The sequence below is a fragment of the Paenibacillus oceani genome (assembly GCF_014705615.1).
GTDB lineage: Bacteria > Bacillota > Bacilli > Paenibacillales > NBRC-103111 > Paenibacillus_AB > Paenibacillus_AB oceani.
This window is the reverse complement of record NZ_JACXJA010000059.1, coordinates 1-13,344: the sequence shown is the minus strand read 5'-3', so window position 1 is coordinate 13,344 and position 13,344 is coordinate 1. Positions and strand designations below refer to the sequence as shown.

Genomic DNA, 13,344 nt, shown 5'->3' with positions numbered 1-13,344 from the left:
CGAAGCATGCTGCAGTTTTTGAAAGGAATGTTTGAGAAGAAGCCGCCGGAGAAAGTAAAACCCGAGTTTTATCCGATCGTATGCCCGTTTTGCTTCAGCAAATTTAATCCCGATGCCGTAGTGTTCCGGGCGGCGCACCACGTAGAGGACGATCAGGATTACGCGCTGCAGGAAGACGAAGCGTTGAACAAATACCGCGGGCGGTTCAATCTGTCGCCGATCGATGAGATCGAAGCGGTTATCGATCCGATCTCCATCCCGGACGAATCCAAAATTTATTCCGGCAAAGTGCTGGTCGGCGTAAACGACCGTTACGGCCGGGTAACCCGGAAGCGGCTGTGCCCCCATTGTCATAACGAGCTTCCGATCACGTCGGGGAAAGTCGCCAGCAACATCATCTCGATCGTCGGCGCTTCCCAGGTCGGCAAGTCGGTATACATGACCTCGCTCATTCATACGCTGCAGCACGCCACCGCCTCGAATTTCAATGCGGCCTGCATCCCGCTTAACGCCGAGATCAGCCGCCGGTTCCGGCAAAACTACGAGGAGCCGATATTCGAACGGGGCACGATGCTGGAAATGACCCAGAAGGAAGAGAAGCAGGAGCCGTTTATTTTCCAGTTCGTCTTCAAAGGGGAAGACGTAGCTCCGCTTACGCTCGTCTTCTTTGATGTCGCCGGCGAGATTATGACCGACCGCGATTTGCTCGACCTGTACGCGGCCCATATCAAAAACTCGTCGGGCATCCTGTTCATGGTCGACCCGCTGCAAATTAAAACGATCCGCGACAGGCTGCTGCTGAACGTCGGCAATCAGGCCGGCGAATTCGCAAGCCGTTACGACGAGCCGCGTGAGGTCGCTATTACGATGTTTGAAAATTTTATCGGGCATCAGGACAAAGCCAAGACCGACATCCCGACCGCCGTTGTTTTGACCAAAAGCGATATGCTGCAGCATCTGAAGGAGGAAGACGGGGAGTACATCCGCTCGAACAGCAACGTATTCCGCGACGTCGTTCATCGGCAGCATTTGAATATGACCGAATTTGAAAACATTAACGGCGAAATACGCCGGTTTCTGGAGAAGGTCGACCGGCCGTTCAAAGACGCGCTGGACGTCTACTTTACAGATACCGCCTACTTTGCCGTATCGGCGCTCGGGTCCAACCCGGTGGACCGGAAAATTACCGGGGTCGTGAATCCGTGGCGCGTTGACGAACCTTTCGTATGGCTGCTCTACAAGCTGAATTATATCGAGGGGAGAGAAGGGGGCGAAGGCAGTTGAGCCAGAGCGGGAAAATCCAGCAGCAATACTATACGCGCGGCCGGTCAGGCGTGTTCCGGACGAACGAAGGGCTCGATACGGTGGCCAAATCCCCCTCTCTAGACAACAACTTCATTAAGAAGACGCTTCATCCGTTTTGCCTGTATCATGCTCCGCAGGAGCTGCGGCAGCGGGGCGAAGAGGACGTGTCGAAGTATCCCGAATCGCTGACCGTATTTACGGCGGAAACCGGGGAACTCGTCATCGGACGGGGCGTATTTGCGGGGGCGGATTTTACCGGGCAGCGGGATACCGTGTTTCTGCACCATTACATCGTCCCGCAGGAGCTGGCCGAGTCGGTGTACCGGCTGCCGAACTCGATTTTCCGGATCACCAGCTTTGCCAGCAAATATAACGAAGAAATCAAGGAGCTCCCCGAGCTGGACGAGCTGGAGTACGACAAGCAATCCTACGTAACGGGCCAGCAGCAGATGCTGGACCGGCTCGGAATCGACGAAGCGTTGTTTAAACAGCTGCTCTGGTCGGTATGCATGTCCATCTCCAGCAACAAAAAGGTGTACATCGCGCTGGACGTAGACGTCACCGAAAGTTCGCTGTATGCGAATCAGCTGCTTGAGCTTTTGTATCATTGCCTGCCGTATGGAATGCGCCGCAAGTTCGGCTTTACGACTTATTCGCACGAGCCGCAGGGCAAGAAGTATATCGATGTGATGGTAGTGGAGAAAGGCAGCATCCGCAGCGGCGACCGCCAGATCGACAAGGATTACTTGTTCGATTTTCCGAATCGCAGGTTCGTCAATACGGAGCCTCCCGGGGCGGAGATGCCTTATCTGGATTTTGCCTGGGCGTACCGGGGGCAGCCTGCGGAGCTGGAAGCTTTTTTCGATTTCGCCGAAGAAGCGCTTCAAGACGTGGACGCTCAGACGGCGGCATCGCTGCCGGCCTATCATCAGTTGAACGTGCTGTACCAGATCGAGCAGGGCGGCGAAGATATTTATGAATCGAAGAAGGAATCGATCGTTACTAGCATCCTGACCTATCTGAACGATCGGAATGTCGAGAGCAAGCCGCGGCTGGACGAGCTGTTCTGGCAGCTGGCGGAACGGGAAATCTCGCTGTTCGGCAAAGGCCATATCTTGTCGCTCGGTTACGTGGAAGCGATGATCGACTATTACCGGATCGGCGGCTTAAAGGAAAACCTGGTGTTTTCGCTGATCAAGCTGCTCTATAACGGCTGGAACTTCCATGAAGACAGCGGTTATCCGAACCGGGTATTCGACGCCGTCCTCAAGCACGAGGAGTTGTTTCAGGCCGTTGCCCATAAAATGCTCGCCACCGAGCAGTTCGCGCCTGTGCTGCAGGCGTATATGCTCGACCGGATTCAGCAGGCGGGCACGATGCAGGCTTTGCAGGAAGAAATCTCGTTTTGGCTCAAACATATCGAAGATGCGGTCGGCTCCGCTTATTTCCAGGAACAGCTGATGCGCAGAACGAAGGAGCTGCTTGAGAAAGACCGCGAACGAATCGCGTCGGGCGGCAGTCTGAACGTGTTTTTGGATATGCTGTACAAAAGTGATACCGGCAACACGAAGCGGCTGCAGCGTTTTTATAACGATCTGGACGTGCACGCGCAGAAAACGATTATCGGCAAGATCGATCTGGACCAAGTCACGCTGCAGCAGCTGGAAAGCATGAAATATATGCTGGGCAATCATTCTCACGTGTTGACCGAAAGTCTGGGTCCGAGAGATCAGGCCGTATTCCATACGCTGCAATGCGCTTCCTATTTGCTGCGCAACGTCAATTCGAAGGAAGCCGAGAGCTATATGGTGCTGAGCCGGCTTATGCCCAAGGAGCTCGATCAGCTTCAAGCGCTGCTGCAGCGAGTGTTGAAGGGACGGGCCCGCCCGGAAAACTACGAGAAGATCGCGTACGCCTTCTATGAGAACGGGCTGGAGCCGGGCGAATGCTCCTTTGCCTTTATGCAGATGCTTGCGTACATCCGGCAGGAGGCGGACCACGCCGATGAGATTAATGATTTTATCCACTGGTCGGCCGGATACGCTTATTTTCACCTTCCGAACATGGCGATGACGAAGGAATACGAAGCGGCGCTTCGCGGATATTTTCTCAGGTCGGACCGCGGAGCATTGAATAAGAAAAACGTCTGGCTGAAGCTGAAAAGTATCCCGAACGCCTCCATGCGGAAAGTGCTGGCTGATATCCGGCTGGCGCAGGCGAATCCGCTCATCCGGTTCATGAAGGGGAACCGGAAAATGCTCATTCAATTCGGAAGCATATTCGCTGGAGTGGCCGTGCTGGTGACGATCGGAATCGTCGGGTACCAGACGTGGTTCCAGCCCGTCCAGCCGGTGCAGCAGGTGCCGGGCGGAGACACCGGGCAGAACGATCCGCTGCTTGGCCCTCCCGCTCCCGGGACAGAGTCGGGTACCGGCGCGTCAACAGGCACTTCGCCGGGCAGCCAGCCCGGAAGCGGAACGCCGTCCGGCAGCGGCACTTCGCCGGGAGGCACGACCATCGTGCCGCCGCTGAGCGGCCAGCCGCCAATCGGCAACGGCAGCGGCACCGGAAGCAACGGCAGCGGCTCCGGTACCGGAAGCAATGGTGGAGCTGACGCCGGCACCGGCGCGGGATCCGGAACCGGCAGCAACACGGGGACGGGAACGGGAACGGGAACGGGATCAACAGGCGCAGGTGGCGGCGGCGGAACCGGAGCAGGTGCAACAGGTACGGGCACAACTGGCACCGGGGCAAGTACCGGTACCGGCAGGCCTTAACCGGTTTTCGTCTTAACTGGCTTCCGCCGTTTCCGGTCGAATGCAGCTAACGTACCTCTGCAGCTGGCGATGGTAGATTGGCAGGCGGTACATGATTTTTGCGCCGGGGCGTAATGCGGTAGACGTAATCCGCTGGTACTTCTCGCACAATTCGGACCGTGGCGTTGTTACAGAATAGACTGCTTGGGCATTCGTTGCTCAAGCCGTTTTTTTATCATCAAGGAATGAAATGTTCGGCTTTACTAAAGCATTAAAGTGTTGATATAAGGGTGCAAACCGCCTATATTCGTCCCCGTTACTCCAATATGCCGAATATAGAACATACCAAAGACTCTTATCTCCAAGTTGTGGCAGGCTAACACATTTCCGAATGAATGCAAAACCGACGATTTTGGCCGTAATGTGAGGTGCCTATCGTAAAAAATCCTTCGCACACGTCGAGCCGCTCCCCGCACAGGCAGGCGTTGCCTTATAACTGCCAGACGGCATGCCGTTCAAATTTAATTCCAACCCCGGAAGGACTTCGTTTTGGCGGAACGAACGTATATATACGCAAATAAGTAAAATACAGCAATGTGCCTGATGGCTTTTCACGGCTGCGAAAAGAGTTGGGATGGGAGATGAGATCATGCCGAATGAGGAAACCGCATCGCGGGCGGCGTGGACGCCGATCGATTGGGGAAGGGCGGGGGAGAACGAATATACGCGCCGGTTGTCCCGAGTGCTGCTGAAGTGGACCCGGTATGCCAACGAACAATACGCCGATTGGCCGGACCGGGAAAATTGCGGACATTTCTTCGGTGGCTCTTACTGGTACGGGATCGAGAGCGCTTACACGGCGGCGGTATTCGCGGCGGTCGGCACGATGCCCGAATACGACGAAGCGGTTACCGGCATGCCGCAGCAGGAGGTGCGAAGCAAAGCGATCCGGGCCATCCGTTATTTAAGCTTTACGCATGATACGGGTCCGGAGGAATGTGTCCGAGTAGAAGGGCCGAATCCGCATTGCAGCCGGAAAAAGTGGGGAGGAAGGGGAGATCCATTCTTCCGGGCGAGCCAGACCGGGACGGTCGTACACGCGATGGCTTGCGCAGCCTGGCTCCTTCACGACGAGCTGGACGAGGAAACGAAGCGGCTCATGGAGTCGGTGCTGGAATATTACGCCGACCGCTACAGCGCGATGAAACCCGGCACCGGCGTCTACTTCGACACGCAATGCGAGGAGAACGGCTGGACGTCGTCGGGAATCGGCGCCGCCGCCGCCCTGCTGCCCAACCATCCGCGCGGCGGAGAGTGGAGACAAGCGGCGCTTCGCTGGGCGCGCAATTCGGTGACGACACCGGGCGATAACGTGAAGCGGACCGGAGGAGTGTCCACGGTTACGTTTCATCCGGACTATACGACGGAAAACCATGCATTCGTCCATCCTTCCTATATGATGGCGGGGATCTCGCTGCGCGGGTTGTATGCGCTGTTGGAAATGATGGCGGGAAGTCCGGTCCCCGAGCAGTTGACCGTGGGCAACGTGCCGATGTACGAGCGGACGATCAAGCTGTGGAGCTATACGGACGGAATCCCGGTGCCGATCCAAGGGCAGGACTGGTGGTACAACCTTCATCACGCTTCGATGATGTGCCATGCGTTTATCCATGTCCTGCACGGCAACCCGGACGCCGCCGCCCTGGAACGTTCGGCGCTTGAATTCGTCGAAAAGCTGCAGATCAGCAATACGAGAGGCTGCCTACTGGAGCAGAACGGGGAAGCCTGCATCGTGACCGAAGGCCATCAGACGGCCAAGGAGATGGAATTTGGTTGCGCGCATAGTGTGCTGATCGCGTACTTGCTGCACCGTTTCGGCGGAGCGGGGACGGAGCCGTCGGGAGAGAGGGACTTAAGCGAGGCTGTCAACGGAGTTCACTACTACCCGTACGGCAGCTCGATCGTTCACCGGACGGATGTATCGTTTACCGCCTTCAGCTGGCGCAATCACGTCATGGCGATCACCCTGCCGCGGAACGGGGTGTGGAGCGTCACGCCCGCTTATTCGAGCTACATCGGCGAGGTTGAGTTCGATGGGGAACAACCGGATGTGGCGTACAATGAGACGACGCCGGTCGAATGCGACGAGCAGCATCTGCACCGGTTCAGCGACGGCTTCGGGGCTGTGGCCGAGCTTCAGCGCGGCAAGGGAGGCAAGCTGCTCCAGCGAATCGGCTTCGTGTCGCTTCCGGACGGGAGAAGCTTCTACGCCGAACGCATTCGCATCCAGCGGCCCTGCACGATCAAGAGGCTGTCGACGGGCCTGATCGGCATCCGCAACGAGCGTTACTCCGCGCTTCCCGGTTATGCGGACGGCTCGAAAACGGTGACCGTTCCCGGCAGCACGAAGCAATTTGAAGGATATTACGGACAGGACCCCGACATCGTTGAATCGTTCGGGCCGGTCCCTTACATTAACGTTAACGGGGAGATCGGATACGTCGTAATCGGCTCGGACAATGTTACGTATTGGAATCGTCACCAATATGCGAAGTGGAAAGGCGTGGAGGACGTTCTGACGCTGAATGCCAGGAGCGGGCTTCTCTTCGGTGGACCGGCCGAGCTTCCCGTATTTGCCGTACTGGCCCTTCCGAACGCCTCGGTCGAGCTGACCCGCGAGTCGGCTAACGCAACCCGCCTTTTGTCGGCACGAATGGACGATTGCATCGTAGCGGAGACGGAGGGCTATCTAATCCTCGTCAACTTTGGCGGACGACGGACGGAGTATCAAGTAACAGCCGTGCGAGCCGGCCGCACTGTCCAGTTGTTCGATGGAACGCAGCATGTGAACGGCGGGCAGATTGTTCGCACCGGAACGGTCGAGGCGAGTTATGCCGGCTACGCCGCGAGCCGTTTCCGGCTTGAGCTGCCGGAGTCTTTACCGGATTTATTCCATTTGACAGTGACGGTGTCCGGCGCCCGGGTTTATGTGACGAATGAAGCCCGCAGCGTATCGAACTGCACCCTAACCGTAACCGATACCGGATCATCCGGTTTACGGCGCGAGGTAAGCATAGAGGGGCTTTGCACATCGGTGTTCACATTTGACCGCTAAGATCGCGCTCTTGCCATAATACGGATTGCAGCACCGCCGGATGAGGACGGAACGGGGAGGGACGAATAATCGATCGTTTTGATCGAGCTCCGGTTTACGCGCGCCTTGTCCGGCTTTTCTTAAACGGCACTGCTACCGGGCTTCCGGCTTCATCTTGCCTGCGGCTCCGCCGGGTCCGCTGTTTTCGGCTTTCCGCAACGCATGGGCGCCTATAACCACTAATGGAAACACAATGGCGTAGAAAAAGTCGAGATACGGCCAGTAGCGGGTGATCAACGTCTGGAAATGGACGATATTCGGGGAGATGGCGATGGACAGGGAGACGAGCAGCATGCCCCCGGGCAGCAGAAGCGGCTTGTAGCCGTTCAGCTTGAACGTTTGCGCGATCCCCAGATGAAGCGCATAGACGTATATTGTAATTTTAAAATACGCGCTGATAAACCACATGATCGCCATAATCGCTTCCAGCCTCTCCAGAAACAAGCCAACGCTTATTTTCTTGGCAAGCGTATACGTGGGATACAGCTGGCTGCCGGATACGTAATGTCCGAGAACACAGATGCATAACGAGACGACCGTGATCAGCACCAACCCTCCAAGCACGGCGCCGACGAACAGGCTTTTGCCTGCCTTCTCACGGTTGGTCACGTAGGGGGCGATCATGAGCAGAATGACAAGCTCCGAATAAGGAAACGCAGCAGCTGTGAGAGCTCCGCGCAGCACAGGCTTGACTCCTTCCCCCAAAACCGGCTGGACGTTCCTGAAGTCGATTTGCGGGAATAGAAAAAACACGAATGTGGTGAACAGCAGCAGAAACCAGGGAAACAATATTTCCGCCGTACGCGCGATCGGCTCGAGGCCTTGTGCGGCGCCGAACAAAATGACGGCGATAAACAGCAGATGAATCGCCTGAATCGGTGTCTCCGGCAAAATATGCGTGATCATAAAATCTCCGATTTCGCGGATTTGAACGGCCGAGCAGGTGAGCGGAAAGAGGAGGAACAGAAGTCCCAACACTGTTCCAACCGTTCGGCCAAGCCGTTCATGGACATATTCGATCAGGCTGAGTCCTTGAAAACGCCGGTTCGCGATCCCGAACAGCCACAGGATCGGCAAGCTGAAAGCGAGGCCGGCCAGCGCCGATATCCATGCATCATGCTTCGCTTCGGATGCCGGAATAGCCGGCAGAACGAGGAGGGAGTCGCCCACGGTCATAAGCAGGACAAGCACGGTGAACTGACGCAGGCTGATCGCGTTTTTGTTCGGCATAAGCCCCTCCCTTCTTGGTGCCAGCGTTATTCGGACTGAGGTCTGTTCTGCGCTCACGATAATAATCGGGTTACAACCTCGCTGGCCGGCTTGAATATAATAGTGATCCAGCCGACCGGGTTCGGAATCGGCAAATGCAGCGCCTGCGCGACGCTTAAAAAGGCTCCGGCCGTCAGCAGAACGCAGACAGTCCACAGCTCTTTCCAAGACTGCTTGCGCCATAACGCCGGAGCTTCGAGCAAAGCGATCAGGACGGCGGAAGCGATGATGGAAGCGACAATCATCCGGGGTCCCCCTTCAGCTTGTTCAGAAACGAGTTGTTCGTCGTACCGACGCGACGTACTTTGGATATGACTTTCACATGGATTTGCATGTTCGAGAAATGCCGGTCCCAATCCGGCTCCAGCTGTCTCCACACCTTCGGATCGGCGCGGTGAACGGCTTCGCCAAATCCGAAAATATCGACCTTCAGCTGTTTTTGGGCTTGTTGAAGAGCGGCCGCAATGAACGACTGGACCATTTTATTGGAGCGTTTCTCCAGGTCGAGTATCGATTCTTCCTTCGTCAAATCGATTTTGCACATCACTTCGCCGACGTTGGTCTCCATTCTGACGACTACATCCGCGACTGGCTCTCCGTCTACGATACGGGCTTTTAATGTCGAGTTGGTCCGGATGACCTCCATCGCCGTTTTCCCGCCGCCCGGGCAATTTACGAATCCGACGGTGCTTTTCACATTGCCGAGCATGTAATTGAGCCCTTTGCTCTCATTTTCGTTTAGCCAGCCGACCAGTTTATCCTCCCTCAGCGCGGCCAGACCCGTATATTTCAGATAGGCCGCCTGCTCGATCCGCTCCAGGTTCGCCGTTTGGTTGCCGATTTCTTTGTCGCCTATTAATTGAATCGCGCTTAAAACCGGCTGCCGGCCTGTGCTTGCAAATGCGGTAACCAGCTTGTCGAGCGTCACCTTCGCCGTAGGGGCCCATACCTTCTCGGATATTTCCAAGGAATTGAACATTTTGACCGAAGGGATGATGTCCAGCGGAGTCAGCGCCTTCAGCACATCTTCGGCCTTGCCGCCCTTGGCGACTACGATGAAGAAATCGGTTCTCAGCTCCTGATCCCTGGACACCAGGTCCAGCGCTTCTCCGATTCCTTTCCGGGCCAGCTTCTCTCCGATGACGAGTATGCGCAGGTGCGCCAAATATATTTTTCGCGGACTGGAGATCGTCATCTTGCGGATCGCTTCAAATACAGTGCTTCCGGTTTCGCTGTACAGAAGCACCGGCGAGCTCAGGCTGCTGCCTTTGCTCTTCGTAATTTCGCCGGGTTTGACGACCTGAGCCGAGACGCGGTACTCCCCGTTATCCGTCAAATCGATCCCGAGTCCAGCGGTAATCGCCAAATCGTTCAATTCTTTGCGGTTCCAGCAGCCAGTCGTGACCGACAGCAGCACGACCGTCAACAATACGGCTATGATCGTAGCAGGCTTCATCCGCGGTACTCCTTTCCCGGCATCCGCCGCCGATTTAATGCTGGGGCTTCGGCCTGGATTTCGGGGCAGGCGCCGGTTGCTGCCGGACGGCGTTTCCCGGGCGGATGGACCGGGGGCGTTTGCGCATCATCCAGAGCGGCAGCCTGAATATCGTATCTTTTTGTTCCTCCAGATGGAAGGGGGCGAACGGCGACATGTAAGGCACGCCGAACGAACGGAGGCTGCACAGATGAAGCACAAGCGCAAGCAGCCCGAAGATCGTGCCGAACAAGCCGAATGTAGCGGCCAAAATCATCAGCGGAAAGCGCAGCATCCGAATCGAGATCGACATATTAACAGCCGGAAAGACGAAGCTCGAAATCGCTGTTATCGATACGACGATAACCATCGCTGCGGAGACGATGCCGGCTTCTACCGCCGCTTGCCCGATGACCAGCGTGCCTACGACCGAGACAGCCTGACCGATCGCCCGGGGCATCCTCAGTCCGGCCTCGCGCAAGATCTCGAACGTAATCTCCATCATCAGCGCTTCGATGAACGCCGGAAACGGGATACCCTCGCGCTGGGCGGCCAGACTGATCAGCAGTTGGGTCGGCAGCATCTCCTGATGAAACGTAGTAATCGCGATATACAGCGACGGGGCGAGCAAGGCGGTAAAAAATCCGACATACCGGATCATCCGCAGCAAGGTGCTAATATCGGCACGCTGATAGTAATCCTCGGCGGAATGAAGAAACGAGACGAACAGGGCGGGGACGATCAGCACGAACGGAGTGCCGTCGACGAAGATGGCAACCTTGCCTTCCAGCAGCTCTGCAGCGATTACGTCAGGCCGTTCCGTATTGTAGATGGTCGGAAAAGGCGTAAACGTCTCGTCCTGAATCAGCTCCTCGATATATCCGCTCTCCAGGATGCCGTCGATATCGATCCGGTCCAGCCTTGCCCGAACCTCTTCCACGATCTGCCCGTTCACGATTCCGCGGATGTACATGACGGCGACCTCGGTTTGCGTCACGGTGCCGATCGTCCGGTTCTCCATCCATAAATTCCGGTCTTTGATCTTCCGGCGGACAAGCGCCGTGTTCGTTCGCAAATTTTCCGTAAAGCCTTCCCGCGGCCCCCGCACGACCGATTCTACGGCCGGTTCGGAAACTTGCCGATGCTCGTGCTTGCTCAAATCGATGGTAAAGCCTTCGTCATAGCCGTCCAGTAAAAAGATGACACTGCCGGACAATAAAGCGTTAAACAGCTTGTCGCAGTCAAGCAGCGGTTGAATTCCGCTTACGGTAAGCGCATGATCCTTCAAGTAGTGCAGCATGTTACGTCCCGTGCGAATCGCTTTCTCCAGCTCCGCCTTGTCCAGATCGGTCATAAGAGACTCGAGGATAAAGCTTTGTACCGAAGGCGCGTCCACAAGACCGTCCGTATATAAAATCGCGGCGTTCAGCCGGGCGTCCGGTCCGACCGGAAATTCCCGGATGATCAGGTCGCCGCTGTTTCCGAGAACTTGCCGGATATACCGAAGATTCGGCTGGAGCCTCCGATGCAAACGGCTGGAGGGCATGGATGGCTCCGTTTGCTGGCGGGACGGGGAGGGCGATTTATGGAAGAGACGTTTGAGCTTGTGAAGCAAACGCATAAACCGGCTCTCCTCCTGCTAGTCCAAGTTAGGGGTTGGCATGATTGCCTTGCGCCGTTATTTTTATCCAAACAGGCGGTTTTGATACGCGGCAGAGGCATCGGCCAAGCAGCTTGATTAGCGGACGGTTTTCTGCAGGTGTCCATGTCCCGCTTGTTCAGCTTAGCTTTGTGAGAAAAATCACTTCCGCGCATACTAGTGCTGTAGTACCATGGTTATCTAACCCAAACAAACAACCAGAGAGGTGTACACCTGTGAAAGCAGCACTATGGCAAAGCGTTCGCAACATTCAAGTACAGGATATTCCGGTCCCCCAAGTACAAGCAGGACAAGTGAAAATCAAGGTGGCGTATTGCGGCATATGTGGCTCCGACCTGCACGAATATTTGGCCGGACCGATCTTTATTCCGGTCGATCAGCCTCATCCGATCTCCAAAGACAAAGCGCCGGTCGTGATGGGCCACGAATTCGCAGGGGAAGTCGTCGAGGTGGGCGAAGGCGTCACGAATGTGAAGCCGGGCGACCGCATATGCATCGAGCCGATCTATCATTGCGGGGAGTGCGCTTCTTGCAAAAGAGGTCATTATAACGTTTGCGAAAAGCTGGGTTTTATCGGACTGTCGGGCGGCTACGGCGGCTTTGCGGAATATAGCGTCGTTCCGGCAAGCATGATTCACCTGATTCCCGATCATATGACATGGGAGCAGGCGGCGCTGGTCGAACCCGCGGCCGTAGCCGTACATGCGGTGCGCGAAAGCGATCTGCGGATCGGCGGTACGGTAGCCGTATTCGGCACCGGTCCGATCGGTCTTCTGGTGATTCAGGCGGCCCGGGCGGCAGGCGCGAGCCAAATAATCGCCGTGGAAGTGTCTCCGGAGCGTCAGGAGTTTGCGCGCAAGGTAGGCGCGGACGTAATCGTCAACCCGAAGGAATGCGACACCGTCGAGACGATCCGTTCGCATACCGGCGGGCTGGGGGTTGACGTGGCGTACGAAGTTGCGGGGATCGAGCAGACGATCAACGCGGCTATTTTATCAACGCGCTCCGAAGGCAATATTGTCAACATCAGCATTTGGGAGAAGCCGGCCAGCATTCCGCTGAACGGTCTTATTCTGACGGAACGGAAGATGACGAGCATTATCGCGTATCGCAACATTTTCCCGCAAGTGATCCAACTGATCGCGAACGGACAAATTCAGGCACTGGAGCTCGTTACGAAAAAAATCGCCATCGACGATATCGTAACCGAAGGGTTCGAGGCGCTGACGAAAAACAAAAGTCAAATCAAAATTTTGGTGAATCCTCAGCCGTAAGGCGGATTTACTTGCGGAAAGCCCCTCTCCTTAAGTGTGAAGGAGCGGGGCTTTTTTGTCTGGTCACTAACTTTGGATAGGGTACTCGGCAACCACTAGGAACTAAAAAAACCAAAAATAAGCTTTGCAAGCTTGTTCTTGGTTTTTTATTCATCATCGGGATCAGTTCCCCAAAAGATATGATGGGCAGATCCGGAATTCGCGAAAAAATAGTTGGAACTGCTGGAACTGCTGGAACGGCTGGAACGGCTGGAATTGCTGAAATCCGCTGAAACTGCTGAACCCCGAGCAACCCGAGGAACCCTGAGGAACCCCGAACAAACCAAAGAAACAGAGTAACCCCAAGAACCCCAAGAACCCCGAGAACCCCAAGAACCCCAAGAACCCCAAGAACCCCAAGAACCCCAAGAACCCCAAGAACCCCAAGAACCCCCAGAACCCCAAAAACCCCC

General features: G+C 56.0%; 8 protein-coding genes and 1 pseudogene. 4 read left to right on the top strand and 5 right to left on the bottom strand.

Annotation, left to right across the window (positions count from 1 at the left end; all coding sequences use genetic code 11):
- Positions 1–6 precede the first annotated feature (6 nt).
- The 3 genes from IDH45_RS31180 to IDH45_RS31170 all read left to right on the top strand — a co-directional run bounded on the left by IDH45_RS31180 (position 7) and on the right by IDH45_RS31170 (position 7,176).
- The gene (locus tag IDH45_RS31180; protein ID WP_190932065.1) at positions 7–1,284 is read left to right on the top strand and encodes a TRAFAC clade GTPase domain-containing protein; all 1,278 of its coding nucleotides are present in this window, start codon (positions 7–9) and stop codon (positions 1,282–1,284) included.
- Positions 1,281–4,082, top strand: coding sequence for a GAP1-N2 domain-containing protein (locus IDH45_RS31175; RefSeq protein ID WP_190932064.1), 2,802 nt, complete (start codon positions 1,281–1,283; stop codon positions 4,080–4,082). Before IDH45_RS31180 ends, IDH45_RS31175 begins: the two co-directional genes overlap by 4 nt.
- Positions 4,083–4,710: 628 nt before the next feature.
- Complete coding sequence (locus IDH45_RS31170; protein ID WP_190932063.1) at positions 4,711–7,176, top strand: hypothetical protein; 2,466 nt, start codon at positions 4,711–4,713, stop codon at positions 7,174–7,176.
- Positions 7,177–7,308: 132 nt separating this feature from the next.
- Here IDH45_RS31170 and IDH45_RS31165 read toward each other — a convergent pair whose 3' ends face one another.
- Genes IDH45_RS31165 through IDH45_RS31150 form a run of 4 tightly spaced genes read right to left on the bottom strand, consistent with a single transcriptional unit; the run spans position 7,309 to position 11,579 of the window.
- Positions 7,309–8,445 (bottom strand): GerAB/ArcD/ProY family transporter, encoded by a 1,137-nt coding sequence (locus tag IDH45_RS31165; RefSeq protein ID WP_190932062.1) that lies wholly within the window; start codon positions 8,443–8,445, stop codon positions 7,309–7,311.
- A gap of 53 nt (positions 8,446–8,498) precedes the next feature.
- On the bottom strand, positions 8,499–8,729 hold the full coding sequence (locus IDH45_RS31160) for a hypothetical protein (RefSeq protein ID WP_190932061.1): 231 nt from the start codon (positions 8,727–8,729) through the stop codon (positions 8,499–8,501).
- On the bottom strand, positions 8,726–9,940 hold the full coding sequence (locus IDH45_RS31155) for a Ger(x)C family spore germination protein (protein WP_190932060.1): 1,215 nt from the start codon (positions 9,938–9,940) through the stop codon (positions 8,726–8,728). Before IDH45_RS31155 ends, IDH45_RS31160 begins: the two co-directional genes overlap by 4 nt.
- Before the next feature lie 34 nt (positions 9,941–9,974).
- The gene (locus IDH45_RS31150; RefSeq protein WP_190932059.1) at positions 9,975–11,579 is read right to left on the bottom strand and encodes a spore germination protein; all 1,605 of its coding nucleotides are present in this window, start codon (positions 11,577–11,579) and stop codon (positions 9,975–9,977) included.
- 254 nt (positions 11,580–11,833) lie between these two features.
- Here IDH45_RS31150 and IDH45_RS31145 point away from each other — a divergent pair, with 254 nt between their 5' ends.
- Positions 11,834–12,892, top strand: coding sequence for a 2,3-butanediol dehydrogenase (locus IDH45_RS31145; protein WP_190932058.1), 1,059 nt, complete (start codon positions 11,834–11,836; stop codon positions 12,890–12,892).
- A gap of 7 nt (positions 12,893–12,899) precedes the next feature.
- On the opposite strand, the pseudogene IDH45_RS34465 reads toward IDH45_RS31145, so the two are convergent.
- Positions 12,900–13,344: pseudogene (locus IDH45_RS34465) on the bottom strand (hypothetical protein); the annotation flags it as partial.

Coding starts and splice junctions, on each gene's coding strand:
- IDH45_RS31165 (WP_190932062.1), bottom strand. CDS start 8,445: ATGCCGAACAAAAACGCGATCAGCCTGCGTCAGTTCACCGTGCTTGTC.
- IDH45_RS31150 (WP_190932059.1), bottom strand. CDS start 11,579: ATGCGTTTGCTTCACAAGCTCAAACGTCTCTTCCATAAATCGCCCTCC.
- IDH45_RS31155 (WP_190932060.1), bottom strand. CDS start 9,940: ATGAAGCCTGCTACGATCATAGCCGTATTGTTGACGGTCGTGCTGCTG.
- IDH45_RS31180 (WP_190932065.1), top strand. CDS start 7: ATGCTGCAGTTTTTGAAAGGAATGTTTGAGAAGAAGCCGCCGGAGAAA.
- IDH45_RS31160 (WP_190932061.1), bottom strand. CDS start 8,729: ATGATTGTCGCTTCCATCATCGCTTCCGCCGTCCTGATCGCTTTGCTC.
- IDH45_RS31170 (WP_190932063.1), top strand. CDS start 4,711: ATGCCGAATGAGGAAACCGCATCGCGGGCGGCGTGGACGCCGATCGAT.